The 26,996-nt window shown below is 62.5% G+C and carries 29 protein-coding genes and 1 pseudogene; 15 read left to right on the top strand and 15 right to left on the bottom strand.

The window, feature by feature from the left end; translation table 11 throughout:
* Positions 1-9: 9 nt before the first annotated feature.
* From lptB to lptC, 3 genes are all read right to left on the bottom strand, one after another.
* The gene (gene lptB, locus ACFWYE_RS21280) at positions 10-720 is read right to left on the bottom strand and encodes an LPS export ABC transporter ATP-binding protein (protein WP_245488616.1); all 711 of its coding nucleotides are present in this window, start codon (positions 718-720) and stop codon (positions 10-12) included.
* A 95-nt stretch (positions 721-815) separates the two neighbouring features.
* Positions 816-1,406: an LptA/OstA family protein gene (locus tag ACFWYE_RS21275; protein WP_129413285.1), complete on the bottom strand. Its 591-nt coding sequence runs from the start codon at positions 1,404-1,406 to the stop codon at positions 816-818.
* Positions 1,393-2,115 (bottom strand): LPS export ABC transporter periplasmic protein LptC, encoded by a 723-nt coding sequence (lptC, locus tag ACFWYE_RS21270; RefSeq protein ID WP_379066587.1) that lies wholly within the window; start codon positions 2,113-2,115, stop codon positions 1,393-1,395. Before lptC ends, ACFWYE_RS21275 begins: the two co-directional genes overlap by 14 nt.
* A gap of 346 nt (positions 2,116-2,461) precedes the next feature.
* Here lptC and sppA point away from each other — a divergent pair, with 346 nt between their 5' ends.
* The 5 genes from sppA (at position 2,462) to ACFWYE_RS21245 (ending at position 5,586) form a co-directional block, all read left to right on the top strand.
* Entirely contained in the window at positions 2,462-3,412 is a 951-nt protein-coding gene (gene sppA / locus ACFWYE_RS21265; RefSeq protein WP_379066585.1) for a signal peptide peptidase SppA, read from the top strand.
* An 81-nt stretch (positions 3,413-3,493) separates the two neighbouring features.
* Positions 3,494-3,778 carry an integration host factor subunit beta gene (locus ACFWYE_RS21260; RefSeq protein WP_129413282.1) on the top strand — a complete coding sequence of 95 codons (285 nt, stop codon included), beginning with the start codon at positions 3,494-3,496 and terminating at the stop codon, positions 3,776-3,778.
* Positions 3,779-3,854: 76 nt separating this feature from the next.
* Entirely contained in the window at positions 3,855-4,187 is a 333-nt protein-coding gene (locus tag ACFWYE_RS21255) for a DUF1049 domain-containing protein (protein ID WP_129413281.1), read from the top strand.
* A 92-nt stretch (positions 4,188-4,279) separates the two neighbouring features.
* Positions 4,280-5,245, top strand: coding sequence for an ornithine cyclodeaminase family protein (locus ACFWYE_RS21250; RefSeq protein WP_379114100.1), 966 nt, complete (start codon positions 4,280-4,282; stop codon positions 5,243-5,245).
* A 95-nt stretch (positions 5,246-5,340) separates the two neighbouring features.
* Positions 5,341-5,586, top strand: coding sequence for a DUF982 domain-containing protein (locus ACFWYE_RS21245; RefSeq protein WP_379066579.1), 246 nt, complete (start codon positions 5,341-5,343; stop codon positions 5,584-5,586).
* A gap of 17 nt (positions 5,587-5,603) precedes the next feature.
* Here ACFWYE_RS21245 and ACFWYE_RS21240 read toward each other — a convergent pair whose 3' ends face one another.
* The 3 genes from ACFWYE_RS21240 to ACFWYE_RS21230 all read right to left on the bottom strand — a co-directional run bounded on the left by ACFWYE_RS21240 (position 5,604) and on the right by ACFWYE_RS21230 (position 7,180).
* Positions 5,604-6,041, bottom strand: coding sequence for an EVE domain-containing protein (locus ACFWYE_RS21240; RefSeq protein ID WP_379114098.1), 438 nt, complete (start codon positions 6,039-6,041; stop codon positions 5,604-5,606).
* Positions 6,038-6,424, bottom strand: coding sequence for a VOC family protein (locus tag ACFWYE_RS21235; RefSeq protein ID WP_379114096.1), 387 nt, complete (start codon positions 6,422-6,424; stop codon positions 6,038-6,040). Before ACFWYE_RS21235 ends, ACFWYE_RS21240 begins: the two co-directional genes overlap by 4 nt.
* Positions 6,425-6,490: 66 nt before the next feature.
* Positions 6,491-7,180, bottom strand: a complete 690-nt coding sequence (locus ACFWYE_RS21230; RefSeq protein WP_379066573.1) for a helix-turn-helix transcriptional regulator — start codon at positions 7,178-7,180, stop codon at positions 6,491-6,493.
* A 411-nt stretch (positions 7,181-7,591) separates the two neighbouring features.
* Between ACFWYE_RS21230 and ACFWYE_RS21225 the strand changes: the two are divergent.
* From ACFWYE_RS21225 to ACFWYE_RS21210, 4 genes and pseudogenes are all read left to right on the top strand, one after another.
* Positions 7,592-8,494: pseudogene (locus tag ACFWYE_RS21225) on the top strand (class I SAM-dependent methyltransferase); the annotation flags it as partial.
* Between the two features lie 58 nt (positions 8,495-8,552).
* On the top strand, positions 8,553-9,404 hold the full coding sequence (locus ACFWYE_RS21220) for a TrmH family RNA methyltransferase (protein ID WP_379114094.1): 852 nt from the start codon (positions 8,553-8,555) through the stop codon (positions 9,402-9,404).
* The gene (gene lspA, locus ACFWYE_RS21215; protein WP_379072870.1) at positions 9,401-9,874 is read left to right on the top strand and encodes a signal peptidase II; all 474 of its coding nucleotides are present in this window, start codon (positions 9,401-9,403) and stop codon (positions 9,872-9,874) included. Before ACFWYE_RS21220 ends, lspA begins: the two co-directional genes overlap by 4 nt.
* A gap of 164 nt (positions 9,875-10,038) precedes the next feature.
* Entirely contained in the window at positions 10,039-11,028 is a 990-nt protein-coding gene (locus ACFWYE_RS21210) for an MDR family oxidoreductase (protein WP_379114092.1), read from the top strand.
* A gap of 27 nt (positions 11,029-11,055) precedes the next feature.
* Here ACFWYE_RS21210 and ACFWYE_RS21205 read toward each other — a convergent pair whose 3' ends face one another.
* Positions 11,056-11,943 (bottom strand): NmrA/HSCARG family protein, encoded by an 888-nt coding sequence (locus ACFWYE_RS21205; protein ID WP_379114090.1) that lies wholly within the window; start codon positions 11,941-11,943, stop codon positions 11,056-11,058.
* A gap of 89 nt (positions 11,944-12,032) precedes the next feature.
* Between ACFWYE_RS21205 and ACFWYE_RS21200 the strand changes: the two genes are divergently transcribed.
* The 4 genes from ACFWYE_RS21200 (at position 12,033) to ACFWYE_RS21185 (ending at position 16,240) form a co-directional block, all read left to right on the top strand.
* Positions 12,033-12,446, top strand: a complete 414-nt coding sequence (locus ACFWYE_RS21200; protein WP_379066563.1) for a winged helix-turn-helix transcriptional regulator — start codon at positions 12,033-12,035, stop codon at positions 12,444-12,446.
* Positions 12,447-12,541: 95 nt separating this feature from the next.
* A complete protein-coding gene (locus ACFWYE_RS21195) occupies positions 12,542-14,821 on the top strand; it encodes an ATP-binding protein (protein ID WP_379114088.1) in 2,280 nt (759 codons plus the stop codon).
* Positions 14,822-15,038: 217 nt separating this feature from the next.
* A complete protein-coding gene (locus ACFWYE_RS21190) occupies positions 15,039-15,860 on the top strand; it encodes a GNAT family N-acetyltransferase (protein ID WP_379072867.1) in 822 nt (273 codons plus the stop codon).
* Positions 15,861-15,868: 8 nt separating this feature from the next.
* Positions 15,869-16,240 (top strand): MmcQ/YjbR family DNA-binding protein, encoded by a 372-nt coding sequence (locus ACFWYE_RS21185; RefSeq protein ID WP_379114086.1) that lies wholly within the window; start codon positions 15,869-15,871, stop codon positions 16,238-16,240.
* 18 nt (positions 16,241-16,258) lie between these two features.
* On the opposite strand, the gene ACFWYE_RS21180 is transcribed toward ACFWYE_RS21185, so the two are convergent.
* On the bottom strand, positions 16,259-16,891 hold the full coding sequence (locus ACFWYE_RS21180) for a trimeric intracellular cation channel family protein (RefSeq protein ID WP_379066557.1): 633 nt from the start codon (positions 16,889-16,891) through the stop codon (positions 16,259-16,261).
* A gap of 124 nt (positions 16,892-17,015) precedes the next feature.
* A complete protein-coding gene (grpE, locus tag ACFWYE_RS21175) occupies positions 17,016-17,645 on the bottom strand; it encodes a nucleotide exchange factor GrpE (protein WP_379066555.1) in 630 nt (209 codons plus the stop codon).
* Between the two features lie 240 nt (positions 17,646-17,885).
* Between grpE and ACFWYE_RS21170 the strand changes: the two genes are divergently transcribed.
* On the top strand, positions 17,886-18,074 hold the full coding sequence (locus ACFWYE_RS21170) for a hypothetical protein (protein WP_379114084.1): 189 nt from the start codon (positions 17,886-17,888) through the stop codon (positions 18,072-18,074).
* Positions 18,075-18,084: 10 nt separating this feature from the next.
* Here the strand turns inward: ACFWYE_RS21170 and ACFWYE_RS21165 are convergent, their stop codons facing one another.
* The 6 genes from ACFWYE_RS21165 to cysG all read right to left on the bottom strand — a co-directional run bounded on the left by ACFWYE_RS21165 (position 18,085) and on the right by cysG (position 24,716).
* The gene (locus tag ACFWYE_RS21165) at positions 18,085-19,695 is read right to left on the bottom strand and encodes a GMC family oxidoreductase (RefSeq protein WP_379114082.1); all 1,611 of its coding nucleotides are present in this window, start codon (positions 19,693-19,695) and stop codon (positions 18,085-18,087) included.
* Positions 19,696-19,846: 151 nt separating this feature from the next.
* Positions 19,847-20,398 (bottom strand): DUF934 domain-containing protein, encoded by a 552-nt coding sequence (locus tag ACFWYE_RS21160; protein WP_379114271.1) that lies wholly within the window; start codon positions 20,396-20,398, stop codon positions 19,847-19,849.
* A gap of 124 nt (positions 20,399-20,522) precedes the next feature.
* Positions 20,523-21,287 carry a phosphoadenylyl-sulfate reductase gene (locus tag ACFWYE_RS21155; protein WP_379114080.1) on the bottom strand — a complete coding sequence of 255 codons (765 nt, stop codon included), beginning with the start codon at positions 21,285-21,287 and terminating at the stop codon, positions 20,523-20,525.
* Complete coding sequence (locus ACFWYE_RS21150; RefSeq protein WP_379066548.1) at positions 21,262-22,932, bottom strand: nitrite/sulfite reductase; 1,671 nt, start codon at positions 22,930-22,932, stop codon at positions 21,262-21,264. The genes ACFWYE_RS21155 and ACFWYE_RS21150 overlap by 26 nt, the downstream gene beginning before the upstream one ends.
* A gap of 39 nt (positions 22,933-22,971) precedes the next feature.
* Positions 22,972-23,268 carry a DUF2849 domain-containing protein gene (locus tag ACFWYE_RS21145; protein WP_326890156.1) on the bottom strand — a complete coding sequence of 99 codons (297 nt, stop codon included), beginning with the start codon at positions 23,266-23,268 and terminating at the stop codon, positions 22,972-22,974.
* Positions 23,265-24,716, bottom strand: coding sequence for a siroheme synthase CysG (gene cysG / locus ACFWYE_RS21140; RefSeq protein ID WP_379114078.1), 1,452 nt, complete (start codon positions 24,714-24,716; stop codon positions 23,265-23,267). Before cysG ends, ACFWYE_RS21145 begins: the two co-directional genes overlap by 4 nt.
* 432 nt (positions 24,717-25,148) lie before the next feature.
* Here cysG and ybaL point away from each other — a divergent pair, with 432 nt between their 5' ends.
* Positions 25,149-26,945, top strand: coding sequence for a YbaL family putative K(+) efflux transporter (gene ybaL, locus ACFWYE_RS21135; RefSeq protein WP_379066546.1), 1,797 nt, complete (start codon positions 25,149-25,151; stop codon positions 26,943-26,945).
* The last annotated feature ends 51 nt before the right edge of the window (positions 26,946-26,996 follow it).

The following is a 26,996-nucleotide window of genomic DNA, read 5'->3' as shown; positions in this document are numbered from 1 at the left end:
GTGCCGGAGTTAAAGGGTGAAGGCCTCGCCGAGATAGAGCCGCCGCACGTCCGGATTGGCGACGATCTCTTCTGCCCGGCCATGCGTGAGCACTTCACCGGCGTGGATGATATAGGCACGATCGATCAGGCCCAGCGTCTCGCGCACATTGTGGTCGGTGATCAGGACGCCGATGCCACGAGCCGTCAGATGGCGGACCAATTGCTGGATGTCGGCCACGGCGATCGGATCGATGCCCGCGAAAGGCTCGTCAAGCAGCATGTAGGCCGGACGGGTCGCCAAGGCGCGCGCGATTTCGAGACGGCGCCGCTCACCACCCGACAAGGCCATGGAGGGTGCCTTGCGCAGATGGGTGATGTGGAATTCCTCCAGCAATGCGTCGAGCTCGCGCTCACGTGTCTTGCGGCTCTTTTCCACCACCTCAAGAACGGCGCGGATATTCTGTTCGACGTTGAGACCTCGGAAAATCGAGGCTTCCTGCGGCAGATAGCCGATGCCGAGCCGTGCACGGCGGTACATCGGCATGGAGGTGACATCGAAACCATCGATCTCGATCTTGCCCTCGTCGACTGGAACCAGCCCTGTCACCATGTAGAAGCAGGTGGTCTTGCCGGCGCCATTGGGCCCGAGCAGTCCGACGGCTTCACCGGCGCGTACACCGAGCGAAACGCCATTCACCACGCGCCGCCCCTTGTAGCTCTTGGACAGGCCGCGGGCCATCAGCGTGCCCTTGAGCTTGACTTTTTCGCCACCGACAATGGCAGGCGCGGCCGGCTTGGCGTCGGTTTGTTTCAGCAACTGCATCGCGCTTTCGGTCAGGGTTTCTTGGTCGAATCCGGGTTGATCTGCATCATGACGCGGCCGGAACCGCCTTTGCTGCAGCCGTCGACATTGGCAAGGCCGGATTTCATCTGCACGGTCAGCTTGCAGCCGGTGAGCACATTGTCGCCCTGGCTCAGCACAACCTTGGAACCGGTCAGCACCAGGACCTGGCTTTTCATGTCAAAAGTGCCGCGCTCGCCGGTGGCGATCTGGTCGTCGGACTTGAGATAAACAGTCCCGTCGACTTCGAGATGATCGATATTGGTGGAGCCGCCAAGCGCGGGACCAGCCATGGCCGCACTCTTCGAGCCGTCCTTGCCCGCGGCGGCATCCTTCAGATAATACACTTTGAGGACTCCGGCCTTCAGCAGGGTCGGACCTTGCACCACGCTGACATTGCCCGTGAAGATGGCAAGGTTCTGTTCCTGCCTCACTTCCAGCTTGTCGCTCTCGATCTGGATCGGCTTGTCGCCGGAAAGCTTCAGGCCGGACATGTTGGTCTGGGCCGACTGCGCGAAGGCTGGCACGGATGCAGCTGCCAGAAATGCCGCAGCAGCAAGCCACTTCATGTTATTGGGCCGCATTCGGCTCTCCGCTCTTGTCGCTGGTCGTCTTCAAAACGCCAGGCTCCAGGTTGACTCGAACCCGCTTTTCGAAAACCAGCACCTTGCCGCTGTCTTCCACCGACATGGAGTCGGATTGGATATGCGAGCCGCGCGTGACGATGTCGACCGGGTCGTTCGTCTTCATATTGCCTTTCGCCATATCAAGGAAGGCCGATTTCATCTTCACCACCATTCCACTGGTGGTGGTCATGGTGATGTCGTTGGCCAACTCCAGCGTGTTGGCGTCGCGGTTGTAGACACCCCTGGCTGCGCCGACCACCGCCGACGTATCCTTGTCGAGCGGGAGCTTGGCATCGATGCCTTCAAGGCCGATGATGCTTTCCTTGGCTACATCCTGGATCGCCCGCAGCGCCTTCATCGAATAAGGCAGGTTCTGCTTGGTGAAACCCTCGAGCTTGGGGTTGGCCATCACCAGCTTGCCATTGGAGAACGCGCTGCCGTCCGCTTGAACCGGGGCTGCCGGCGGGGTTTTCAGATAGGAATAGACCGGAAAGGCGATCGCGATGATGCCAGCAATGACCGGCAAGGCGAGTTTGAGGATACGAACGCGGCGCGAATGGCGCTGCGCGCTGTCGAAGGCGACCGCGCGTTCGGACGGGAGCTCGCCGCGTTTCGGCGCGACAATAACCTCGTCCTTGCCTTCCGGGTCGGTCGTTCGTGCCAACATGTAAACCTTCTGGTCCTTTTGCCCGCCGAACCCGCGCCTTATTTGGTGCCGGTTTGCGCCCAAGCAAGCGCATGCGAAGAAAAATCGCAAAAATATGACTTACCCCTGCAGCGGAGAAAACCGCCAGGGGGTCGGTCAAGACTAGCATGACGCCTTTTTCACCGCCATGCCTACATTTCGACTATCACGCTGCCCAGTATTGCCAGATCGCTAATGAAGAGTTCATCCGCAGATCCCGAATGCTTGCGGCAACGATGCCGCACGGCGCACGGGCCTGAAAGCGGTAGCCCTGAATTGGCGGTTGCATTAAAAGCGTCTGCTTGCGTGCCCAGAAACTGAGGCTGACATGACCCTGAGAGCCGACGACCTGATCGACCGACGCCGCCTGCGGCGCAAGCTGACCTTCTGGCGCATCGCCGCCATCGCCGTGCTGCTGATCGGGCTGGCCATGCTGTCTGCCTGGTATTATCGCGGCGGCGAGAGCACCGGCGTCGATCACATCGCCAAGATCAAGATCGAAGGCACCATCACTCAGGACGATGAACTGATCCGCCGCATCGAGGCGGTGCGCAAGGCATCGCATGTCAAAGGCGTGATCCTGCTGGTCAATTCGCCGGGCGGCACCACCGTGGGCGGCGAGACCATCTACGATGCCGTGCGCAAGCTTGCCGCCGAAAAGCCGGTCGTGACCGAAGTCGGCACGCTGGCGGCATCCGCCGGCTACATGATCGCCAGTGCGTCGGATTACATTGTCGCGCACCAGACCTCGATCGTCGGCTCGATCGGCGTGCTGATCCAGTATCCTGACGTGACCGGTTTGATGGACAAGATCGGCGTCAAGCTCGAGGAGGTGAAATCCTCGCCGCTCAAGGCATCGCCCTCGCCTTTTGCGCCGACCACCGAGGAAGCCCGCGCCATGGTGCGCAAGCTGATCATGGACAGCTATGACTGGTTCGTCGACATCGTCGCCGAGCGGCGCAAGCTGCCGAGGCCGCAAGCGCTGGCGCTGGCTGACGGCTCGATCTTTACCGGCCGCCAGGCCGTCGCCAACAAGCTGATCGACGCGTTGGGTGGCGAACAGGAAGCCGTGAAGTGGCTCGGCACCAAGGGCGTCGATGAAAAATTGAAGGTCGTGGAGTGGAAAAGCACGGAGCGCAGCAGCCTCTTTCTTCCCAACGCGATGGTCCGCCAGATCGGCCGCGCACTTGGCCTGCCGGTGGAGAGCGAAGAGGTGCTACGCCAGATCGGCGCCGACCGCTTGTTCCTTGACGGTCTCGTCTCGGTCTGGCACCCTTGATCTGGCGTGGGGCATAAGTCAAAAAGCGAATAAAATCATCCGCATAAAATTGGCCGCCGCGCCTTTACGGGGACCGTCCGCATGATCAAGTCCGAACTCGTCCAAATCATCGCCACCCGCAATCCGCATCTGTTCCTGCGCGATGTCGAAAACATCGTCGGCGCGGTCTTCGACGAAATCACCGACGCGCTCGCGGAAGGCAACCGCGTGGAGCTTCGTGGCTTCGGCGCTTTCTCGGTCAAGAATCGCCCCGCTCGCACCGGTCGCAACCCGCGCACCGGAGAATCGGTCGAGGTCGAGGAAAAATGGGTGCCGTTCTTCAAGACCGGCAAGGAATTGCGTGAAAGGCTGAACGGCGACAAGTAAGGCGATTTCAAATCGCCTTAGCGCCACTCCGGCCTCCAGTCGGATGGCCGCAACCAGCCTTCCGACTGGAGACGCCATGTTCAACCGCTTCGCTGTCATCGTCATCTTTGTCCCGCTGGCCATTGTGCTGATCGCGCTGGCTGTGGCGAACCGCGAACTGGTTGCCTTCACGCTTGACCCGTTCAACCCGGGCAATCCGGCGCTGACGCTCACTCTGCCGCTGTTCGTCATGCTGTTCCTGGCATTGGCCGTGGGCATCCTCGTTGGCTCCTTCGCCACCTGGATGCGCCAGGGCCGCTATCGCAAGCTCGCGCGCCAGCGCGGGGTCGAAGCAGAGAACCTGCGCCAGGCGATCGCACGCGCGCCTTCCGCCGGCCAGGGGCCGGCTCTGCCCAAACCGACCAGTTGATCGGCGCTTCATCGAGCGCGATCCGAAAAGTTGCAGGCTTTTCGGAAAAGATCGTGCGACAAAATCAATAAGATCGAACGGGAGACCCTTCCATGCTGACCATTTCGGCCGCCGAGGTCGATCGCGCGCTGACGTTCTCCGGTCTGGTCGAGACGCTCCGCACCGCTTTCCATGACGGCGCCGTGCAGCCGGTGCGCCACCACCACACGGTCGAACGGCCTGACGGTGCTGCTTCCACGCTGCTGCTGATGCCGGCCTGGACCGACTTCAATGCCGCGGGCACTTCCAAGGATGGCCATATCGGCGTCAAGATCGTCACGGTTTCACCCGATAACAATGCCATCGCCAAACCTGCGGTAATGGGGCTCTATCTGCTTCTCGACGGCAAGACCGGCGAACCGCAGGCGTTGATCGACGGCCAGCGGCTCACCCAATGGCGCACCGCCTGCGCTTCGGCGCTCGCCGCCTCCTATCTCGCGCGCGAGGATGCGTCGCGGCTTCTGGTGATCGGTGCCGGTGCGTTGTCGCCGTTCCTGGCCAAGGCACATTCGGCGGCAAGGCCGATCACGTCGATCCGCATCTGGAACCGCACGCCGGCCAATGCCGAAAAAGTCGCTGCCGGTCTCCGCGCGGAGGGCTTGCCGGCGGAAGCAGCGATCGATCTCGATACAGAGCTTGCCAGGGCCGACATCGTTTCTTCCGCCACCATTTCCAACGAACCGCTGGTCAGGGGCGCTAACGTCAAGCCGGGTGTCCATATAGACCTCGTCGGCGGCTTCACGCCGACCATGCGCGAAGCCGACGACGCGGCGATCGCGCGCGCCCGCGTCTATGTCGACACCCGTGCGGGTGCCACCAAGGAGGCTGGAGACATCGTCCAGCCGCTCGCCTCCGGCGTGCTCAAACCCGATGCCATCATCGCCGACCTGCACGAATTGGCGCGTGGCCATAAGAAAGGTCGTGAAAACGCGCAGGATATCACGCTGTTCAAGTCGGTCGGCGCGGCATTGGAAGACCTCGCAACTGGCATCGCCGTCTACAAAGCCTTGAAATCCTGACCGACATTCACGCTTCGGTTATCGCCTTCGTTTTCGGGAAACCGGCTGTCGAGTTCTGCGTTTGTTGCGGGCAGTAACAGCCAAGGACCAAAGCCATGAACGAAGGCTGGTTTTCGAAAGTCGTGCCCGTAGCCACCGGCATACTGGGTGATATTCGTCATGTTTCAAACGCAAGGCAGGCGATCGACCTGCTTACCAATCATTGGCCGGATGCGGGCACGCGCAAACATCTCGATGCCAAGCGTGCCTCGCAGGCCGTCATAAACGGCAACGCCGCCGGTGACACGGCAAGAGAAGCCTTCGTCGAAGCCGCTCGCGAAGCTCGCATCCTGGTCGAGTGATCCGCTCCGCTCACGCGCTACCTTTGATCACTGATCGCCGGAACTCCCATTGCCCCGGCGATCAGTTGAAAATCATGCTCGGTCAACTCGATCAGCCCGAACCGCAGCGGATAGCCCCAATTGGACTTTCCGGCGGTCAATTCCAACCTGTCGAGCAGCGGCATGATCGACATCTCGTGCGACTGTTCCCACGCGACATCGCGCCGGAACGGCTGGAACCCGCTGGCCATGACGCCTTGATAGGGCTCACCGTCGCGCACCCGGCCGATGGCGGTGAAGGAGCGCAGGCCGTCCTTTTCGCCGATTGTCGTGCTCGGTGAATAATAGACGACCCCGTCCCCGGGATTGATGCGACGCAAAGGTGCGGCCTTGCCATGGTTCACCTGCATGAAGCCTTCGGCGCGGCCACGCCTGACATGCGCGGCACACGCTACGGCGAGCCAGTATCGCATCATGACCGAGCGTTTTGCGCGATGTTCGGCCAATAGACGCGCAGCCTGTGCTGATCGGGATCCAGGGCCACGAAGGTGCGGCCAAAATCCATTTCGGTTGGCTGCTGCAGGATGGAAAGGCCACGGCCCACCCAGTTGGCGTGCGTTGCATCTACGGCTTCAGGCGTTTCGCACTGGAAGACGATCTCGGAGCCTCCGCCCGCGACCCTGACAGCTGGTTCAGCCGTGTGGCGCGACCAGAGGCCCAGTTTGAAGCCGTTGTCCAGCACGAACAGCACGAAGGTCGGCGACGATTCAACGGGCTCACGGCCGACCAGGGCTTGGTAGAAGGCGCCGCTCGCCTGCGGCTGGTCGACAAAGAGGATAGTGAAGTTGGGGCTTTGCATGCTTGCTCTCCGTGTTGCGATGGAGAGAACATAGGTGCGTCCACTGTCAGATTCTGGCAGTAGCAATCAGCGCTGGGGTGCATTCTCCAATGTCGCTCGCCATTGCTTGAGCAGGGACTGCCGTCGCCGGGGGTAGCGCAGGCCCGTGGCATCCAGCCTCGCGATCCGGTCGGTACGGAAATGGCGGAAATCCTGACGCATCTCGCACCAGGCCACCATCACCCGCACCTTGTCGAAAAAGCCAAGTGCAAACGGCCACACGATGCGCTCACTGCCGGCGCCACCGGCATCGCTGTAGGTAATGGCAAGTTTCCGCTCGTCGCGGATCGCCTGGCGCACGGCCGCCAGATCGATGCCCTCGCTTGCCCCCGAATGCGGACCGACCAGGAGCGTTGACGCATCGAGATCCTCGCGCAGATCTTCAGGCAGGACGGCGGCGATCTTGGCAAGCGCATCGGCGGCCGCTTTGGAAAGCCGGTTGTCCGGCTGCTTGGCCACCCAGCGCGAACCGAGCACGATCGCCTCGATCTCCTCGTCGGTGAACATCAACGGCGGCAGCATGAAGCCGGGCCGCAGCACATAACCCAGCCCGGCCTCGCCCTCGATCGGCGCACCTTGCCCTTGCAACGTGGCGATGTCGCGATAAAGCGTGCGGATCGACACGCCAAGTTCCCCGGCCAAGGTCTGCCCGCTCACCGGCAAGCGGTGGCGACGCAAGGTCTGGACGAGATCGAGCAGGCGTTCGGAGCGCGACATTGTGACCTTATACAGCGCAGGCCGTTCCCGTGCCTTCGAATTGTCAGCTTTCCGCTTGAAGTCTTCTCGCCGCGATCGCGTCAGAGGCCCTTCATGTTGCGCGGTTCCGGCCCCTATGCCAAAAGCAGCGCGAAACGCGGAGCGTCCTTCTTGAAATTCACGCGCGACAAACGCAGGGACAAATCGGGCGGCCGAGACAGCGGCACCCATCCGCCGCGCGCGCAGGACGACCGCCGCGACAAGCGTCCGGAACGCAAGCCCGAGCGGCAGCAGGGGCAGAAGCAGGCACTTCGCTCCGCGCCGAAAGCCGAGCGCCAGGAAAACCGGGCAGCACGGACGGTCGAACAACGAAACGAAGTCCATCCCGAAACGAAGGGCGAAACCGGGCAGCGTGTGCTGGCCCGCCGCGAAGGCGTTCTCCCGGCTGAAAAGCTGCCGTTGATCCTCGAAGTCGCGCCCAATGCCGATTATGCGCTGCTGGATAGCGGTAATGGCCAGAAACTGGAGCAATACGGTCCCTATCGCATCGTGCGCCCGGAAGGCCAGGCGATCTGGCAGCCGGCGCTCCCGGCCAAGGACTGGGACCGGGTCGACGCCATTTTCACAGGCGACACCGACGAGGAAGGCATGGGCCGCTGGCGGTTCCCGCGTCAGCCGCTTGGCGAAACCTGGCCGATGAAACATGACGGCATCGACTATCTCGGCCGCTTCACGTCTTTCCGCCATGTCGGCGTCTTTCCCGAACAGGCCTCGCACTGGGACCATATGGCGGGCCTGATCGAGAACACCAGGCGACCAGTCAAGGTATTGAACCTGTTCGGCTATACGGGCCTCGCCTCGCTGGTGGCGGCGCGCGCCGGCGCCGAGGTCACCCACGTCGATGCCTCCAAGAAAGCCATCGGCTGGGCGCGCGAAAACCAGGAGATGGCAGGCCTCGGCAGCAAGCCGATCCGCTGGATCGTCGAGGATGCGATGAAGTTCGCAGAGCGCGAAGAGCGCCGCGGCAGCCGTTACGACATCATCCTGTTCGATCCGCCGGCATATGGCCGGGGACCAAAAGGCGAGGTCTGGCAATTGTTCGAGCACCTGCCGGCGCTCACCGACATCTGTCGCTCGATCCTGACGCCGAAGCCACTGGCCGTGGTCCTGACCGCCTATTCGATCCGCTCTTCCTTCTTCGCCACCCATGCCCTGATGCGCGATACCTTCGCCGGCATGGGCGGACGGGTGGAATCGGGCGAGCTGATCATCCGCGAACAGTCGGCCGGACGGGCGCTTTCCACCTCCCTTTTCTCGCGTTGGGTCTCCGCATGATCCCGCAAAGTGGAGCCGGTTTTCTGGCAGGATCATGCGGAAACAAAAAGAGTCCGAAATGACGGAATATGAGAACCGCCGTGCCGTCGGGCAGGTCAAGGAAGTCACCAGCCTGGCCAACCCGCTGGTGAAGGACATCAAGGCGCTGGCGCTGAAGAAATTCCGCGACGGCCAGAATGCCTTCATGGCCGAAGGCCTGAAGCTGATCATCGACGCACTCGACCTCGGCTGGCAGATCAAGACCCTGGTTTTCGCCAAGGCAGGGCGTGGCAACCAGGCCGTCGAAAAGGTCGCCGCCCGCACGGTGGCTGCAGGCGGCATGGTGCTCGAGGTCTCGGAAAAAGTGCTGTCCGCCATCACCCGTCGCGACAATCCGCAGATGGTGGTGGGTGTCTTCTCTCAGAAATACATGATGCTGAAGGACGTCCGCCCGAAAAATGGCGATGTGTGGGTCGCGCTCGACCGCGTGCGCGATCCCGGCAACCTCGGCACGGTACTGCGCACCGTCGACGCCGTCGGCGCCAAGGGCGTGATCCTGATCGGCGACACCACCGATCCGTTCTCGCTGGAAACCGTGCGAGCCACCATGGGGTCGGTCTTCGCAGTGCCGGTCGCCAAAGCAACACCAGACGCCTTCCTGTCCTGGCGCAAGGGCTTCCCGGGCCTTGTGGTCGGCACGCATCTCAAGGGTGCTGTCGACTATCGCTCGGTCGATTTTTCGAACCGGCCGGTGCTGCTCCTGATGGGCAATGAGCAACAAGGCTTGCCGGATGACCTCGCCGCCAGTTGCGACAGGCTTCTGCGCATCCCGCAAGCCGGACGCGCGGACTCACTGAACCTTGCGGTCGCGACCGGCGTCATGCTGTTCGAAATCCGGCGCGGCGCGCTGACGCTGGAGGATCGATCCTGAAATCGTTGACGCCTTACGCCCTGCTGACCATCGTCGCCATCGCGCTCGACCAGTGGATCAAGCAATGGGTCGAAACCGGCCTGCCCTTTCAGGAGAAGATCGATCTCCTGCCCTTCCTGGCGCTTTTCCGCACCTACAACACCGGCATCGCCTTTTCGATGTTTTCGTCCTTGAGCGACACCGGCTTGATCGCAGTTGCCGCGGTGGTGGTTGTGTTCGTGCTTTATCTGGCCCTGAAAACCCCGCCGAATCAGGTGCTCGCCCGCATCGGTTTCGCGCTGATCGTCGGCGGAGCGCTGGGCAATGTCATCGATCGCACCGTCTACGGACATGTCATCGACTACATCCTGTTCCACACCCCGGTCTGGTCTTTCGCGATCTTCAACCTGGCCGATGTCTTCATTTCGGTAGGAGCCGCCGCCGTGGTGCTTGACGAATTCATCACCTGGCGGCGACAACCGCGGCCTTAAGGCATTTCAGCAAAGGCGCGAAGTGGTCTTGCGTCTGGAATTGCATGAAAACAAAGAGTTGGGGCGTTCCAGCGTTTCCGCGAAAAGCGGAAGCGCTCCAGGCCGATTGACCACGGTTGTTTTCGAACTAGCCTGATCTCCTTATCCAGGATCGGGAGCAGCCAGTGCCGGACACCTTCAAAGCCATTCTCGTCTCTCGTGATGAGGACAAGAAACAGTCGGTCACGGTCACCGAGCTGACCGAGGCCGATCTGATGGAAGGCGATGTCACCATTGCGGTCGAGGCCACGACGGTGAACTACAAGGACGGGCTGGCGATCACCGGCAAGGCGCCCATGGTGCGCCGCTGGCCGCTGGTGCCCGGCATCGACTTCGCCGGCACGGTACTCTCCTCCAGCCATGCCGACTGGCACAAGGGCGATCGCGTCATCCTGAACGGCTGGGGCGTCGGCGAGACCCATTATGGCGCCTACGCCGAACGTGCTCGCGTCAAGGGTGACTGGCTGGTGCCGCTGCCGGGAGGCATCACGGCGCATGACGCCATGGCTGTCGGCACCGCGGGTTATACAGCGATGCTCTCGGTAATGGCCCTCGAGCGCCACGGCATCGTGCCGCAGCGTGGGCCAGTGATCGTGACGGGGGCCGCCGGCGGCGTCGGTTCAGTTGCCGTCGCGGTCCTGTCGAAACTCGGCTATCACGTCATCGCCTCGACGGGCCGGGCTTCGGAAGAAGCATATCTGCGCGATCTCGGCGCGGTGGAGATCATCGCCCGCGAGGAGCTGACCGGAGCGGCAAAGCCGCTCGCCAAGGAGCGCTGGGCTGGTGGTGTCGACGCTGTCGGCTCGACCACGCTGGCCAATGTGCTGTCGATGACCGGCTATGGCGGTGCCATCGCCGCGTGCGGCCTGGCTGGCGGCATGGACCTGCCCTCATCGGTCGCTCCCTTCATCCTGCGCGGCGTCTCGCTGCTCGGCATCGATTCCGTCATGGCGCCGAAGGAGGTGCGGATCGAAGCCTGGCAGCGCATCGGCCGCGACCTCGATCTGGCAAAACTCAAGGCGCTTTCCACCACCATCGGCTTTGACGACATCATTGCCGCCGCCACCGACATCGTCGAAGGCAAGATCCGTGGCCGGGTCGTCGTCGACATGTAGCTCGCCGACAGGCGACAGGTCCGCGTTTCAGCCCGCTCCCCGTCCAAGGATCTCCTCGAAAGCCTTGCGTCCGTTTGCGGAAAGCCAGGACCGGAACGAGATGATTTCCGGATTGATCTGGCGCATGACATTCAGGTCGACGTGGTCGGCGAGCGGTCCTGTTTCCAGACTGGCAGCCATGTGCCCGAGATCGGGATTGGCCATGAGGGTCTCTTCGGAAAAGCGCGCATAGGCGATCGGCCGGCCGGCCGTTTGCGTAAAGATGGCCTCCAGATCGCTACCGGTAACGGTATCGCCGGCGATCTTCAGCGTTTCACCGCCAAACCGGCTCCTGTCGGCGAAGACCGCAGCTACGAACTTGCCGATGTCGTCAAGGGCAATGAGTTGCATCGCCTGATCCGGCCGAAGGAAGAAAGTGTAGCGTCCCTGCTCCAGCCCGAAGCCGGGTCCCACCAGCATCTCCATGAAGATCATCGGCCTGACGATGGTTGCGATGATCGGCAGGCTGCGGACATGCGCCTCGATGCGTGGCTTGGCGTCGAAACGCGGCACACCTGTCGGCTTGTCTCCCGCGCTGGCACCCGAGGAATAGACAAAATGTCGAACGCCGCACTCGACGGCGATGTCAGCAATGGATCTTCCGGCGTGCACCTCTTCTTCCTGGGCCAGATTACCAGGCAGGACGCTGAAGACGCCATGCATGTCCTTCATCGCCACCCGGATCGCCTCGATGTCCTCGAACGATCCCTGCACCAGTTCGACGCCGGCATCGCGAAGCGCGATCGACTTTGGCGCGGCAGTGTCCCTTACCAGCGCACGAACGGGCCACTGCGCCTGCCGGAGTGCCCTGGCGACCGCTCCGCCCTGCCGGCCTGTCGCGCCGAACACCAGGATCGGAGGTTTGTCATTCGTCATTGGAGAACCCTCGTGTTGAACAAGGGGCTCCATATATAGTGCTGGAACGCTGCTGGAAGACGGCACATTTTCCAGCTTCAGGCACAAGGATGATACGCTTGGACAGATCGCACCATGCAAGGCCTGACGAGATTGCGGTAGGTCGTCGCCACTTCAAACCATATCCCTCGAACGGGATCTGTGCACGGCTCGGGGACAAATGGACCGTTCTGGTCTTGTGGCGTCTCTCGGCAGCACCGGAGAGGCGGCTTCGTTTTTCACGGCTCAAAAACGAGGTCGAGGGAATTACACAGCGCATGCTGACGCTGACGCTGCGCAATCTGGAACGCGACGGCCTTGTGGTGCGCCACTATTTTCCTGAAGTGCCGCCTCGTGTCGAATATGAACTGACGGAGATGGGCTCGGGCATTCTGTCAGCGCTTGAAGGCCTCAACTTCTGGATACAGGACAATTTACCGCGTATCGAGCAAAGTCGGCGCGCCTACGATGATGTCGGCGAGTGAGATAGCAAACCTGCGCCGGGGAAAATCGGCAAACCTCTAAAATTCGAACGGTTCGACCCAGCCTTCCATAATTTATCTGTGGCTAAGATAGCTGCATGATAGGGGACAGAACTGCCATAAAGGTAGAGGGTGAGCGTCAGGCGGGCCCGGCTGAGCCGGCAACGCAACGTCGCGTGCTGACCAAAACGCCACCGCTGGTACCAACGCTGGACAGGCGCGAACACGAAGGTCTGCCCTTCCTTATCTTCGTTGCGCTTGTCGTTCTCGCTGGTCTTTCCCATCTCACCGGCGCACCACCATTTATCGCTTTTGGCGTGCTGCTGACCGGCATTGCCGGCCTGGCTCTCTTCGTGCGCAACCGGGACAGCGAGCACACCGCAGTCTCGATCCTCGACGACACCACTGCCCGCAGTCGCGCCGAAATCGAAACCATGGCCGACCGGATGTGGGAGATGCAGGAAAGCGAAGAGCGCTTTCGTGGTCTCATCGATGCGCTTGGCGACCTGGTCGTCCATCGCGACCGCGACGGCCGCATCGTCTACGCCAATCCTGTCTTCGCCGAGCTGGTCGGGCAGAACCAGACCGATCTGGCCGGCATGATGCTGACGGAACTTGGCATCGACATCGGCGTCGTCCCGGACGCAGCGTTTTCCGATCATGACTGCCTGAGTTCGACCGACGTCGCCATCCGCACGCAGAACGGTCCGCGCTGGTTTTCGTGGATCGAACTGTCGATGCGCGACAAGGACAGTGCCGAGGTCTCCCACCGGGCGATCGCACGTGACATCACGGCGCGCAAACAGGCCGAATCCTCGCTGATCAATGCCCGCGAGCGCGCCGAGTATGCCAGCCAGGCCAAATCGCGCTTCCTCGCCACCGTCAGTCATGAAATCCGCACGCCGATGAATGGCATCATGGGCATGGCCAAACTTCTCGCCGACACCAGGCTGACGCCCGAACAGCGTACCTATGTCGGAGCGGTCTCGACATCGGCCAGCGCGCTGCTGGCCCTGATCGAGGATCTGCTCGACTATTCCAAGATCGAGGCTGGCCGCTTCGCCCCCGAACCTCAGCCGATGTCGCCACGCGAGATCGCCGACAATGTCGTGGAACTTCTCGCCGCGCGCGCCTTCGCCAAAGCCATCGGCCTCGCCTGCCACGTCGCACCGGATGTGCCTCAGATCGTCACGGCCGATCCCGGTCGCGTTCGGCAGGTATTGCTCAACCTGATCGGCAACGCCGTCAAATTCACCGAGACAGGCGGAGTTCTGGTCAGCGTCACCCGCCGGCGCGCTGACAGCGGCGACCGCATCGTCTTCTCGATCACCGACACCGGCCCCGGCCTCAGCGAGGCTGATATGGATCGCATCTTCGAGGATTTCGAGCAGGCCGATGGCACATCGACCCGTAAGCATGGTGGCGCTGGCCTTGGGCTGGCCATTTCACGACGGCTGGCGGCAGCCATGAACGGCACGATCAGCGTTTCCAGCGCGCCTGGCGAAGGCTCGGAATTCATCTTCGAACTGCCGGCACGGGAAGCGATCGAATCGACCGAGGATCGCACCGGCGTGCTGACCGATCGTCGCGCTGTCATCATTTCGGAAAACGCCATCGAAGCCGAGGCGATTGCACGCACCATCCGCACACATGGCGGCCACGCCGAAATCGTCACCAATGCCACCCAGGCCTTGCCCTTCGCGGGTTTCTGCAACGTTCTGCTGATCGACGCGCGCCAGGAAGACAAGGAGTGCCGGACCCTCAAGCGACTGCGGCAGACAGGCTTCGTGGCCTGCGAGGCGGTGACGCTCATCGCCCCGTCGGACCGAGGCGCCCTGGTCGAGTTCCGTGCTGGCGGATACGCGACGTTTCTGGCGCGCCCGGTGCGCAGTGAAACCCTGCTGCGGGTACTTCTGGCCGGCCACGCCGCTGTCGGCGGGCCATTGCCCGGCCCAAGCCAGGCCGCGACCGTGCCGTCAGGCTCGACAGGCAGTCTTTCGGTGCTGATCGCCGAGGACAACGACATCAACGCGATGCTTGCGCGCGCCAGCCTGCAGAAGGCTGGGCATCACGTTGACATCGTCAGCAATGGCCGCGCTGCCGTCGATGCCGTCGCGACGGAAAACCCCGCCAGGCGCTATGATGTCGTGCTGATGGACCTGCATATGCCGCTGATGGATGGCATGGACGCCATCGCAGCGATTCGCCGCCACGAGGAGGCGTCCGGTATGGCGCCGGTGCCGATCATGGTGCTGTCGGCCGATAGCCAGGAACGAACCCGCCATGCTGTTCTCGCGCATGGAGCCTCCGGCTTTGTCACAAAACCGCTTGATCCACAGGCTTTGGTGCATGCCGTGGAGAGCCAGGTAGCGGCCTGATCCCGCAATTTCCAGCCCTTAGGTAAGCCGGCTAGGCAGGGGTTCATTGCCGTCTTCCCCTTGCTCCTCACTTTGTATCACGGTACTGTCACAATCCTGTAGCACCTACATCGTATCCCGACGCCAAGAGGGATGGCTCGAAGGAGAATCACTCGTGCATACAGCGATGCCGCAAGGTGAGATGCAGGGGAACACCGGAGGCAGCGCGATCCAGAGGATGAGGACGATCGAGTCCATCACCGGTACCTTGGGCAAGATTGGCAGCCTCGAAGTGCGGCTGGCCCGCGATGAACTGGAAATCGCCGCCGCCCAGGAAATCCGTTATCGCGTGTTCTACGATGAGCTCGGTGCCCGCAAGAGCCGCCTGCAGTCACTGGAACGGCGAGACGCGGATCGCTTCGACCCGGTCTGCGATCATCTCCTGGTGTTCGACAATGCCCTGCCCGGCCCGGACCATCGCCGCATCGTCGGCACCTACCGGTTGCTGCGCCAGGAAACCGCGGTCCGCGCGGGCGGCTTTTATTCCGAGGATGAATTTGAACTGAGGCGGCTCATCGCCAAGCACCCTGGCCAGCGATTCCTTGAGCTCGGTCGCTCCTGCGTACTGCCCGAATACCGCTCGAAGCGCACCATAGAAGCGTTGTGGCAGGGTCTGTGGGCCTATTTCACGCATTATGACATCGGCGTCCTGACCGGTTGTGCTTCGTTCCATGGCATTGTTCCAGCCGCGCATGCCGAGGCCCTCACCTATCTCGCGCATCATTGCCGCACGAGCCCGGCCTGGGACATCCGCGCCAATGACGGGCGCTATTGCTCCATGGACCTGATGCCGATCGAGGCGGTCAACACCAAGGCTGCGATCGCAGCCATGCCGACGCTGGTGAAAGGTTATCTGCGCGTCGGCGCGCGCATCGGCGACGGCTGCGTCATCGACCACGACTTCAAGACCGTCGACGTCTTCATCGTGTTGCCCGTGCGCGAGATCGGCGCCCGCTACCTGAATTATTACGGCGGCGAAGGGCAGCGTTTCGCCGCCTAGCAATGGCCATGGCTGACGGCTTTTCCGCCATCTTCGAACGCCTGAAACGGGCAGTCCGAGACCTGCCCGACATTGTCGAGACCACATCCTATGGCACTCCGGCGCTGAAGGCCGGCAAGAAACTGCTCACCCGCGTCAAGGATGCGGAAACGGCCGTGGTGATGTGCCCGCTCGACGAGAAGGAAATGCTGCTCCGGGCAGCGCCCGACATCTATTTCGAGACGGATCACTACAAGGGTTGGCCGGCGCTGCTCGTGCGCATGAATGCCGCGTCGGATGACGAGTTGCGTCATCGCCTGCAGCGGACCTGGCTGACCCAGGTTCCGAAAACGAAAGCCAAGGCCTGGCTGGCCGAACGGGACAAATCCTCAAACAGGTAATTTCGTCCCGGCTGAAGTTTACGGGATGTCTTCGGGGCGTCGTCCTGGACGGCTTTTGTAAGGCGGAAACGACCAGCCGAATTTCAGCGCCCCGCCCCGCACCGCGAAAGCCGCGAGCACGCCGGCGGGATAGGAGACCTGGCCCGGCAAGTGCAGAAGCTCACCAGCCGTATAGACCCCGGCGCCGATGATTGCCGCCGTCACATAGATTTCCGGCGTGAGCAGCACGGAAGGCTCCCCGGCCAGCAGGTCGCGCAGGATTCCGCCGAAACAGGCTGTCAGCATGCCCATGATGATCGAAACCGCCGGCGAACCGGTGATCGCCATGCCTTTCGCCGCTCCCATCACAGCAAAGACGGCAAGGCCGACGGCATCAAGCCACAGCAGGAGCTTGTAGCGGGATTCGACACGGTGCGCGCCGAAGAAAACCACGAGGGCGACCACGGTGCAGATCAGCACATAGTCGCGATTGCCGATCCAGAACACCGGTACGCCGAGGATCAGGTCGCGGAAAGTGCCTCCACCGATACCGGTCACCGCGGCGAGAAAAACGAAACCGACGATATCGAGCTGCTTGCGCGAGGCAGCCAGTGCTCCCGTCGCCGCGAACACTGCAACGCCGGCATAGTCGATGAAGGTAATGGCGGACATCGGAGGCCTGAGGCTGGAGCGGCATTAGGCATTAGGCATCTATATGCCGTCCAATACAAAAGCCAAGGGCGCCGTGGTTCTCACCAGGCGCCCTTTACCTACTGCCTATTGCCGACTGCCTGCCTCAAGCATCCTTCTCGGCCTGCTCGTTGACCGGGCCGGGCTCGGTGGGCTCGGCAGTGACCTTCGGGCCACCCTTCGAGACGCCAACCATGGCCGGACGCAACACGCGCTCCCCGATCGAATAGCCGGGCTGAACGACCTGGACGACCGTGTTGGCCGGAACATCCGGATTGGGCACTTCGAACATTGCCTGATGGAAGTTCGGATCGAATTTCTCGCCCTGCGGCTCAAGCTTCTTCACCCCGTGACGCTCAAGTGCGCCAAGCATGGCGCGCTCGGTGATGTCGACGCCTTCGATCAGGGCTTTGAGGCCCGCGTCGGCGGACGCCTTCGCCTCAGCTGGAATGGCCTCCAGCGCACGCGCGAGATTGTCCGACACCGAAAGCATGTCGCGCGCGAAATTGGCGATCGCATAGGTGCGGGCATCCTGAACGTCGCGCGCGGTGCGGCGGCGCAGATTCTCCATCTCGGCTGCGGTGCGCAGCGCCTTGTCCTTCAGTTCCTCGTTTTCCTTCAGCAGTCGAACCAGCGCCTCATAGTCGCCGTCGACACCACCTTCGGCGCGCTCCGCTTCGGCTTCCACCGCTTCGATATCTTCAGGCGCGCGTTCGTCTTTTGCCTGGTCGCTCATCGCCATTTCCCGTCATGCCGGTTGGTTCTGGATTTGTGCCCGATATCGAGGTTTGGGACACAAAAATCAAGGGGAAAGGGTATTTCCGGCAAGCATCGGGTGCCGAAACTCAAAAGCAGCCAGCGCAGACGAATTAAATCAAATTTTACGCTGTTTTCGTTCCTCGCTTGCCAAATTGACGCAATATGGGAACGATTCACCCGCGGGGAAGTTTCAAGGCCGACTAAGGATTTTGAGGCCATGTCCCGCATCAATGCAGTCAAGCACGATCCAGTGACGGCGCATATCAGGCGTCAGTTTTCCGATCGCTCGAACCAGCGGTTCCTGCATAGCTTGCCGACGTTCAAGGTCGTGAACGAGCTTCCCGAACCGTTGCGCACCCTGCTTGAAAAGCTCGACGCGCAGGAAAGCAGCACGCGCAGCCGCTAGAGCGTTTCCGTCAGGCGGCAGCGATCTTCATCAGGTCGGCTGCCTTTTCCGCGATCATGACCGTCGGCGCATTGGTGTTGCCGCCGATCAGCGTCGGCATGACCGAGGCGTCGACCACACGCAGGCCCGAGAGGCCGCGCACCCGCAACTGCGGGTCGACCACCGCCATGTCGTCCAAACCCATCCGGCAGCTGCCGACGGGATGGTAGATCGTATCAGCGCGCGAACGGATATGGTGCATCAGTTCGGCATCGCTGCTGACCCCTGCCGTATAGAGCTCCTTGTGCCGGTATTTCGCCAGCGCCGGTGCTTCCAGCACATTGCGCATCATCTTCGCTCCTTTGAGCATCAACGCGGCGTCGCGCTCGTCGGAAAGATAGCGCGGATCGATGCGCGGTGCCGCGAGCGGATCGGCACTGGCAAGCGTCACCTCGCCGCGCGAATGCGGCCTGAGCACGCAGACATGGCATGAGAAGCCATAGCCCATGTGCATTTTACGGCCATGGTTGTCGACAATCGCGATGATGAAATGCAGTTGCAGGTCCGGCCGCTCGAGCCCTGGCTCCGATTTCATGAAGGCGCCACCTTCCGCATAAGGCGTCGCGATCATGCCGGTGCCGTCCCTGCGCCATTGCAGGATGTGTTTCACGAGGTTGATCGTGCCCTTGAAACCAAGGCCCATCATGTCGGTTTCCCTGGATTTCCAGCTCATGATGAAATCCAGATGGTCCTGCAGGTTCTTGCCGACCCCCGGCAGGTCGTGAGTCACCGCGACGTTCTGAGCCGCGAGTTCCTTGCCAGGTCCGATGCCGGACAGCAGCAGAAGCTGCGGTGAGCCGAATGCACCGCCCGAAACCACCACCTCGCGTCCCGCCTGGGCGAAAGCTTCGCCATTTGCGGTCCGATAGCGGACGCCCACGGCGCGCTTGCCGTCCAGCACGATACCGGTGGCATGGGCGCCCGTGACCACGGTGAGATTCTTGCGGTACATCGCCGGGTGCAGATAGGCCGCCGCCGCCGAGCAGCGTTCACCATTGCGTTTTTCGCCCCAGAACTGGGTGACCTGGTAGAGCCCGGCACCTTCCTGTTCATCTCCGTTGAAATCGTCGTTCGGCCTGATCTGGTTCTCGCCGCATGCCGCCACGAACGCGTGGCTGAGCGCGCGCGGGCTTTGCTGTTCGGCCACCCGCAAGGGACCGTCACCGCCATGCAGGTCGCTCGCGCCGCGCTGATTGCCCTCCGCGCGCTTGAAGTAGGGCAGCACCTCGTCCCAGGACCAGCCCGTGCACCCGGCGGCTGCCCAGTCGTCATAGTCGGCCGGGTGGCCACGAACATAGAGCATCGCGTTGATGGCGCTGGAGCCGCCCAGCGCCTTGCCACGCGGCTGATAGCCCTTGCGCCCGTTCAGCCCCGGCTGCGGCACCGTCTCCAGGCCCCAGTTGTTGATCTTCGGACGACCCGGCAGCAGCGCCACGATCCCGGCTGGCGCCCGGATCAGCATGTCCCTGCCCTCACCGCCGGCTTCCAGCAGGCAGACGCTGACGGAGGGATCCTCCGAGAGCCGCGCGGCCAGCACCGAGCCTGCCGAGCCACCGCCAGCGATGACGTAGTCGAACTTCATGGTGATCCCTCCCCGGGTGGCCGGCGGATGTTTCCGTCCGTCGGCAGAGAGAAACCTTAAACCTCAGGGTTGTAAAGATACTCAACCGATCAACCGGATTCGACCTTTTAACGATCGCTCGTCGCCAATCGCCATTTGCGATGTCTTGCGCTTAGTTGGTCGGGGTACGGCGCCAGCTGTAGGTGCCGGTCGGCGCCGAGGGTTCTGCCGTTGGCTGGTAGTAGACCGGAAGCCCGTCGAGGCGACCTTCCTCGAGGCGCTTGAGAAGCACCGGATGGGAGATCTCGAACTCGTCAAACCCGACGCGCAGCATGTGCGGCAGTTGGTCGATCAGCACCTGGCCCGTTGCCCGGACCGCGCCTTCGAAACCATGGCGGCTGCGCAGCAGCGATGCCTTGGAAAAGGAGCGGCCATCGGTGAAGGCCGGGAAGGCCAGTGCCACCAGCGAAAGCTGGTCGAGCAGGTCGACGATCTTGTCCAGTTGGTCGCCCGGCTGCAGCAAAACGCCGAGCCGTTCCTTCGCCGATGCCCTCAGCTGCGGATCGAGATCGACTAACGCCTGCAGCGGCAGGATGAAGCGGCCGTTGCCTGAAAGCGCCTCGGCGGTCTCGGCATGCGTCCAGTCATCTTCCCGGAACCCGGCAGGGGTCCAAAGGCGCGAGGCTGGCACAACATTCGTCTCAGGCTTTGCGGTCTCGGTCATGAAGGCGAGCATATGGCTTATTCTTGCGTTGGTTTCCAGTGATTGAAATGCGGGAATGGGGCAGTAGGGATCAAGGCAGCGGGTAATGTGTCTGCCCTACTGGCTTATTCCCTATTCCCTTCATTCACAGCGATGCATCCGTCAGCGACTTCTCCAGGCCGGAGAGGTGAATGCCACATTCGGTCTTGGCGTGGCCGGCCCAGCGTCCTGAGCGGGCATCTTCACCTGGCTGCACCGGCTGCGTGCATGGGAAGCAACCGATCGACAGGTAGCCATAGGCGACAAGCGGGTTTTCGCGCAGCGCATGCTGGCGCATATAGTCGGCCTGGTCAGCGGTCGTGAACCGCGCCAGCGGATTGATGCGGATGCGCGAGCCGACCGCTTCGAACGCTGGCAGTGCCGCACGGGTTGAAGCCTGGAAGCGCTTGCGCCCGGTGAACCAGGCACGATACGGCTCGACGCCGCGTGCCATTGGCTCCACCTTGCGCACATCGCAACATGCATCGGTGTTGGTTTCGTGCAGCTTGCCGCTCGGATCGATCCGGGCCAGCGCCGCCTCGTCAGGCGTCACGACCTGGATGTTGATCAGGCCGAAATCGGCGGCCAGCGCGTCGCGATAGTCGAACGTTTCCTCGAAATGTTTGCCGGTATCGAGGAAGATGATCGGCAGATGCCTGTCGACCTCCGCGATCAGGTGTAGAAGCACTGCCGAATCTGCGCCGAAGGAGGACACGGCTGCGAGTTCACCGGGAAAAAGGTCCAACGCAGCTCGCTCGATGATCTCGTGCGCGCTCAAATGCCCGTATAGCGCCTCATAGACGACGGCCTGCGCCGCCACGCCGCTTTCTCCGGGAACAGCCTGATCAAGCGGCCTTGGCTTCGCCAGCATAGAGCGCCTCCTTGAACGGCGCCGGTCCGACGCGGCGATAGGCATCGAGGAACTTTTCCGACCTGTCGAGGCGGATGGTGAGATAGGTCTCGACAACCGTTTCGATGGCGTCGGTGATTTCGTCCGGGCCAAAGCCACGGCCGATGATCTCGCCGACCGAGGTGTGTTCATCCGCCGAACCGCCGAGCGTGACCTGATAAAGTTCCGCCCCCTTCTTCTCGACGCCGAGAATGCCGATATGGCCGACATGGTGATGGCCGCAGGCGTTGATGCAACCGGAAATCTTCAGCTTGAGCTCGCCGATGTCGCGCTGCCGTTCCAGCGACGCAAAACGCCTGGAGATGTTCTGCGCCACGACGATCGAGCGTGCATTGGCCAGCGCGCAGTAGTCGAGACCGGGGCAGGCGATGATGTCGGAAATCAGGTCCGAATTGGCGGTCGCCAGTCCGATTTCCGCCAGCCTGTCGTAGATCGCCTTGAGATCGGCGCGCGCGACATGCGGCAGGATCAGGTTCTGCTCATGGCTGACGCGCACTTCGTCGAATGCATATGTCTCGGCAAGATCGGCAACCGCATCCATCTGGCTGTCGGAGGCATCGCCCGGCACCTCGCCAATACCCTTCAGTGAAATCGTTACCGCCGCATAATCCGGATTGCGATGGGTAACGACATTCTGGTCGAGCCATTCGGAGAAGCTGCGTGAATCCAGCCGCGCCAGCTTGATGGCCTCGTCGCCCTCGGGCCGCGCCGGCAGTGCCGGCGGCGCGAAATAGGCGTCGATCGCCTTGATGTCGGCTTCGGGCAGCGTCAGTTCGCCATCCTTCAGCTCCGCCCATTCGGCCTCGACCTGACGCGTGAATTCCTCCACGCCGGTCTCGTGCACCAGGATCTTGATGCGCGCCTTGTACTTGTTGTCGCGGCGTCCATAGAGATTGTACACGCGCAGGATCGCCGTGCAGTAGGACAGAAGATGTTCTTCCGGCAGGAAATCCCGGATCTTCTTGGCCACCAGCGGCGTGCGCCCCTGGCCGCCGCCGACATAGACCGCAAATCCGAGCTCTCCGGCCGCGTTCTTCTTCAGATGCAGGCCGATGTCATGAGTCTGGATCGCGGCGCGGTCACGCTCCGCACCGGTCACCGCGATCTTGAACTTGCGCGGCAGATAGGAGAACTCGGGATGCACCGAAGACCACTGGCGCAGAATCTCGGCATAGGGGCGCGGATCGGCAGCCTCGTCGGCAGCAGCGCCGGCGAAATGGTCGGCGGTCACGTTACGGATGCAATTGCCGCTGGTCTGGATGGCATGCATCTCGACCGAGGCGAGATCCGCCAGGATCGCCGGAATGTCGGACAGCGCCGGCCAGTTGAACTGGATGTTCTGGCGCGTGGTGAAATGGCCGTAGCCCTTGTCATACTTGCGCGCGATATGGGCGAGCATCCTGAGCTGCTTCGACGACAGCGTTCCATAGGGAACGGCGATGCGCAGCATGTAGGCGTGCAGTTGCAGATAGACACCGTTCATCAGACGCAGTGGCCGGAACTGGTCCTCGGTGATCTCGCCGGCAAGGCGGCGCTCCACCTGATCGGTGAACTGGGCGACGCGGGCCTGAACGAACTGATGGTCGAACTCGTCGTAGCGATACATGTCTTGTCCTCCGGATGCCGAAGCACCCGCTTGTCGTGATCAGGCTGCGGTCGGGCGTGCCTGTTTGCCGAGATCATTGCGGTTGGTGGGGCCGGCCGCGCGGATTCTCTCGCGCAGGCGCAACGGATGAATGGCGCCGTCCACGATCTCGACGTCGATCAGGTTGACGTCGACCACTTCATTTGCGGCAAAGGAGGCGGCGCCGATGGCTTCCAGACGTTCCTCTGCGGCCTTGTCGGCGGCAAGTTCCGAACTGTCGATTGTCTCGGCCCAGGCACCGCCTGCATACCAGACAGCCTCACCATCGGTGAGGCGGTTCGCGGTCAGGATCTTCATGATACGGCCCCCTGGACGACCGGCAGTCCGGCGTCTTGGTACTTGCCGGCCGCGAGCGGCTCGGAATGGTTGAAATTGGCGCCGGCAACGGCATCGCCGATGACGGTCATGACCGGGCCGGAGAGGTCGCTGCGCGCCTCCAGCGACGGCAGGTCAGCCAGCGTGCCATGGAACCGGCGCCGATTGGCGAGGCTGGCATTCTCGACGACCGCAACCGCTGTATCCGGCGAAAGGCCGGCTTCGATCAGCCGGCTGGCGACATCGGCGGCAACGCTGCGTCCCATGTAGACCGCAACGGTCGCACCGGAGATGGCAAGCTTCGCCCAGTCCGGCAACGTTCCGCCCTTGAGATCGTGGCCGGTGGTGAACACCATCGACGAGGTCACGCCGCGCAGGGTCAGCGGCAACTCGAAATCGGCGGCGGCGGCGAACGCAGCGGTGACGCCGGGTACGACTTCGTAGGAGATACCGGCTTCACGCAGCGCGGCCATTTCCTCGCCGGCACGGCCGAACACCAGCGGGTCGCCGCTCTTAAGCCGCACCACACGCCGCCCCTCACGGCCGAGCGAAACCAGCAGGGCATTGATCTCGGACTGCGACTTCGAATGGCAGCCCTTGCGCTTGCCGACAGGCAGGCGTTCCGCGTCACGGCGGCCCATGGCGACGACCGCTTCCGGCACCAACGCGTCGTACACGATGACATCGGCCTCCATGAGAAGACGCTGGGCGCGCAGGGTGAGCAGATCTTCAGCGCCCGGTCCGGCGCCGACCAGCGCGATGTGGCCGCTGAACACGGAGTTGGAAACCAGCAGCCTGGAGGCCGCATCATGGGCCGCAGCCAGATTGCCGGCCTCGACGGCGCGCGCGGGCGAACCAGCGAAGAAATCGGCCCAGAAGCGACGACGGCGATTGCCCTTGGGCAGGATGCGTTCGGCCGCCTCGCGGAAGGTTGCGGCGAGGGCCGCCAGCGGTCCGAGCGAAGGCGACAACAATTGATCGATACGGGCACGGATCATCTGCGCCAGCACCGGGCCGGCCCCCTCGGTGCCGATGGCAACGGCCACGGGTGCGCGATTGACCAGGGCCGGCGTGAAGAAATCGCACAGTTCCGGACGGTCGACGGCGTTGACCGGGATGTTCAGCACGCGCGCATCGTTCGAAACGCGACGGTCGAACGCCTCCTCGCCGGTTGCGGCGAAAACCAGCACGGCACCGGCCAGATGCGCGCTGCGATAGGCCTCAGCGATGTGGCTGGCATTGTTCTCGGCGATCCAGGCGCGCAGCGCCGGTTCCACATGTTCAGCGATGATGCGCAGATGGGCGCTGGACTGGCTGATCAACCGCGCCTTGGCCAATGCCTCCTCGCCGCTGCCGACGATGACCACGGCTTCGCCCTCCACCCGCATGAAGACGGGAAAAGCATTGAGCTTGGGAGTGGTATGCGGCATTGCGGTAAGACCCTGAACAGGCTGGCATTTCTACGCGCATGCGAGAAAGATCAGAAGGAACGCACTCGCGCGCCTTCGTTATGGATGCAATCTCTTTTCTGAAAGCATCAGGGGTCGGAGAAAAATTTTCTCTCAACGCCAAAAACCGATCGACGGGATCGGCCCTTTATATCTTTTCGCGGTCCTTCTAGCGTGCGCGGGCGCCCTCCGCAAAACACATTTTTCTAATTTCTATCTATTTAGTAGAATTAAGCCTCGGTACATCGGAATGACCATGGGTCCCGCCAAATCTCCCTCCTCGTGCATTTCGCATGCATTTCAATGACCTCGCGGGGTTGCACGGCACCGTCGCCATCCCCATAGTGCAAGAAGGCGACGGCTTAGGGCGGCGCTTATCCGACATCGTCAGACCAGAAGGGCGCTCCATCGACCATGCCGCATGACACTCCCCTTATCGCAACCATTGTCGTCGGTCTGGGGTTGGCATTTGTCTTTGGCGCCATAGCCAATCGGTTCCGCATCCCGCCTTTGGTCGGCTATCTGCTGGCCGGCATCCTGGTGGGCCCCAATACCCCCGGTTTCGTTGCCGATCAGGGTCTTGCGCTCGAACTCGCCGAGATCGGCATCATTCTCTTGATGTTCGGCGTCGGCCTGCATTTCTCGATGAAGGACCTGCTTTCCGTACGTGCCATCGCGCTACCCGGTGCGGTGGTGCAGATCGGCTTCGCCACCTTGCTCGGCTGGGGACTGGCCTGGATGCTCGGCTGGTCGCTAGGCGCCGGCCTCGTGTTCGGCCTGGCGCTTTCGGTAGCCAGCACCGTGGTGCTGCTGCGTGCGCTGCAGGAACGCCGGCTGGTCGAGACCGAGCGCGGCCGCATCGCCGTCGGCTGGCTGATCGTCGAAGACCTTGCCATGGTGTTGACGCTGGTGCTTTTGCCCGCGCTCGCGGGCGTGCTCGGCGGAGTGGATCAGGCCCCTCCTCCAGGCGGTCTCTATGGGCTGACCGCCAGCTATGGAGTCTGGGGCGTGGTCGGCGTCACCTTGGCCAAGGTGGTCGCCTTCGTGGTGTTGATGCTGGTGGTGGGACGCCGGGTCATCCCCTGGGTCCTGCATTATGTCGCCCACACCGGATCGCGCGAACTCTTCCGGCTGGCCGTGCTCGCTGTGGCGCTTGGCGTCGCCTTCGGCGCCGCCAAGCTGTTCGGGGTTTCGCTGGCGCTTGGTGCCTTCTTCGCCGGCATGGTGATGAGCGAATCCGAACTCAGCCACCGCGCCGCCGAGGAATCGCTGCCGCTGCGCGACGCCTTTTCCGTGCTGTTCTTCGTTTCGGTTGGCATGATGTTCGATCCGTTCAGCGTGATGCAGCACATCTGGCCGGTTCTGGGTACGCTCTTCATCATCGTCATCGGCAAGTCGCTGGCGGCCTTCGCCATCGTGCTGCTGTTCGGCTATCCGATCGCGACGGCGTTGATCATTTCCGCCAGCCTGGCGCAGATCGGCGAGTTCTCCTTCATCCTCGCCGAACTCGGGGTCGGCCTGAAGCTTTTGCCCGAGGAAGGCCGCGACCTGATCCTGGTCGGCGCCATCCTCTCCATCATCCTGAACCCGGTGATGTTCCTGGTGGTCGACCGGCTGAAGCCATGGCTGGAGCAGCGACGTGGCGGTGAGAGTGCGGCAGCGGCTGCCGCCCCAATCGGCCCGGCTACGACGATCGGACAGGTGGCAACCACGGGCGAGAAGCCGGAAGAGGACGATGCTCCAGCTCCCACCACCTTGACCAACCACACCATCCTGATCGGTTATGGCCGTGTTGGCAGCCTTGTCGGTGCCGCGTTGAAACAGGCCAATGAGCCCTTCCTCGTTGTCGAAGACGCGGATAAGACGATTGGCCGCCTGAAAGCCGACGGCATAGAGACCGTGATGGGCAATGCCGCCAAGGAGGACGTCTTCGCCGCAGCCAATCCCAGCCTGGCCAAGCGGCTGATCCTGGCCATCCCGAATGCCTTCGAAGCCGGTCGCATTGCGCTTCTGGCACGAGCAGCCAACCCGACGATCGAGATTGTCGCCCGCGCCCACTCCGACGCCGAGGTGGAGCACCTGGAAGGGCTCGGGGCCAACACCGTCATCATGGGCGAGCGCGAAATCGCACGTGGCATTGTCGAGGCCGTGATGAAACCGGAGCCGGATCGGCAGGAGAAACCCGCAACCGATCCGGTGCCGGCAACCTAGAGCGTTTCCGTTTTTCACGGAAACGCGGAAACGCTCTAAGTTTTGTTTTCG

The sequence above is a fragment of the Mesorhizobium sp. NPDC059025 genome (assembly GCF_042739655.1).
Taxonomy (GTDB): domain Bacteria; phylum Pseudomonadota; class Alphaproteobacteria; order Rhizobiales; family Rhizobiaceae; genus Mesorhizobium.
This window is presented reverse-complemented; position numbering and strand designations above follow the sequence as displayed.

Coding starts and splice junctions, on each gene's coding strand:
- lptB (WP_245488616.1), bottom strand. CDS start 720: ATGGCCCGCGGCCTGTCCAAGAGCTACAAGGGGCGGCGCGTGGTGAAT.
- ACFWYE_RS21275 (WP_129413285.1), bottom strand. CDS start 1,406: ATGCGGCCCAATAACATGAAGTGGCTTGCTGCTGCGGCATTTCTGGCA.
- lptC (WP_379066587.1), bottom strand. CDS start 2,115: ATGTTGGCACGAACGACCGACCCGGAAGGCAAGGACGAGGTTATTGTC.
- sppA (WP_379066585.1), top strand. CDS start 2,462: ATGACCCTGAGAGCCGACGACCTGATCGACCGACGCCGCCTGCGGCGC.
- ACFWYE_RS21260 (WP_129413282.1), top strand. CDS start 3,494: ATGATCAAGTCCGAACTCGTCCAAATCATCGCCACCCGCAATCCGCAT.
- ACFWYE_RS21255 (WP_129413281.1), top strand. CDS start 3,855: ATGTTCAACCGCTTCGCTGTCATCGTCATCTTTGTCCCGCTGGCCATT.
- ACFWYE_RS21250 (WP_379114100.1), top strand. CDS start 4,280: ATGCTGACCATTTCGGCCGCCGAGGTCGATCGCGCGCTGACGTTCTCC.
- ACFWYE_RS21245 (WP_379066579.1), top strand. CDS start 5,341: ATGAACGAAGGCTGGTTTTCGAAAGTCGTGCCCGTAGCCACCGGCATA.
- ACFWYE_RS21240 (WP_379114098.1), bottom strand. CDS start 6,041: ATGATGCGATACTGGCTCGCCGTAGCGTGTGCCGCGCATGTCAGGCGT.
- ACFWYE_RS21235 (WP_379114096.1), bottom strand. CDS start 6,424: ATGCAAAGCCCCAACTTCACTATCCTCTTTGTCGACCAGCCGCAGGCG.
- ACFWYE_RS21230 (WP_379066573.1), bottom strand. CDS start 7,180: ATGTCGCGCTCCGAACGCCTGCTCGATCTCGTCCAGACCTTGCGTCGC.
- ACFWYE_RS21220 (WP_379114094.1), top strand. CDS start 8,553: ATGACGGAATATGAGAACCGCCGTGCCGTCGGGCAGGTCAAGGAAGTC.
- ACFWYE_RS21205 (WP_379114090.1), bottom strand. CDS start 11,943: ATGACGAATGACAAACCTCCGATCCTGGTGTTCGGCGCGACAGGCCGG.
- ACFWYE_RS21200 (WP_379066563.1), top strand. CDS start 12,033: ATGATACGCTTGGACAGATCGCACCATGCAAGGCCTGACGAGATTGCG.
- ACFWYE_RS21195 (WP_379114088.1), top strand. CDS start 12,542: ATGATAGGGGACAGAACTGCCATAAAGGTAGAGGGTGAGCGTCAGGCG.
- ACFWYE_RS21190 (WP_379072867.1), top strand. CDS start 15,039: ATGAGGACGATCGAGTCCATCACCGGTACCTTGGGCAAGATTGGCAGC.
- ACFWYE_RS21185 (WP_379114086.1), top strand. CDS start 15,869: ATGGCTGACGGCTTTTCCGCCATCTTCGAACGCCTGAAACGGGCAGTC.
- ACFWYE_RS21180 (WP_379066557.1), bottom strand. CDS start 16,891: ATGTCCGCCATTACCTTCATCGACTATGCCGGCGTTGCAGTGTTCGCG.
- grpE (WP_379066555.1), bottom strand. CDS start 17,645: ATGAGCGACCAGGCAAAAGACGAACGCGCGCCTGAAGATATCGAAGCG.
- ACFWYE_RS21170 (WP_379114084.1), top strand. CDS start 17,886: ATGTCCCGCATCAATGCAGTCAAGCACGATCCAGTGACGGCGCATATC.
- ACFWYE_RS21165 (WP_379114082.1), bottom strand. CDS start 19,695: ATGAAGTTCGACTACGTCATCGCTGGCGGTGGCTCGGCAGGCTCGGTG.
- ACFWYE_RS21160 (WP_379114271.1), bottom strand. CDS start 20,398: ATGACCGAGACCGCAAAGCCTGAGACGAATGTTGTGCCAGCCTCGCGC.
- ACFWYE_RS21155 (WP_379114080.1), bottom strand. CDS start 21,287: ATGCTGGCGAAGCCAAGGCCGCTTGATCAGGCTGTTCCCGGAGAAAGC.
- ACFWYE_RS21150 (WP_379066548.1), bottom strand. CDS start 22,932: ATGTATCGCTACGACGAGTTCGACCATCAGTTCGTTCAGGCCCGCGTC.
- ACFWYE_RS21145 (WP_326890156.1), bottom strand. CDS start 23,268: ATGAAGATCCTGACCGCGAACCGCCTCACCGATGGTGAGGCTGTCTGG.
- cysG (WP_379114078.1), bottom strand. CDS start 24,716: ATGCCGCATACCACTCCCAAGCTCAATGCTTTTCCCGTCTTCATGCGG.
- ybaL (WP_379066546.1), top strand. CDS start 25,149: ATGCCGCATGACACTCCCCTTATCGCAACCATTGTCGTCGGTCTGGGG.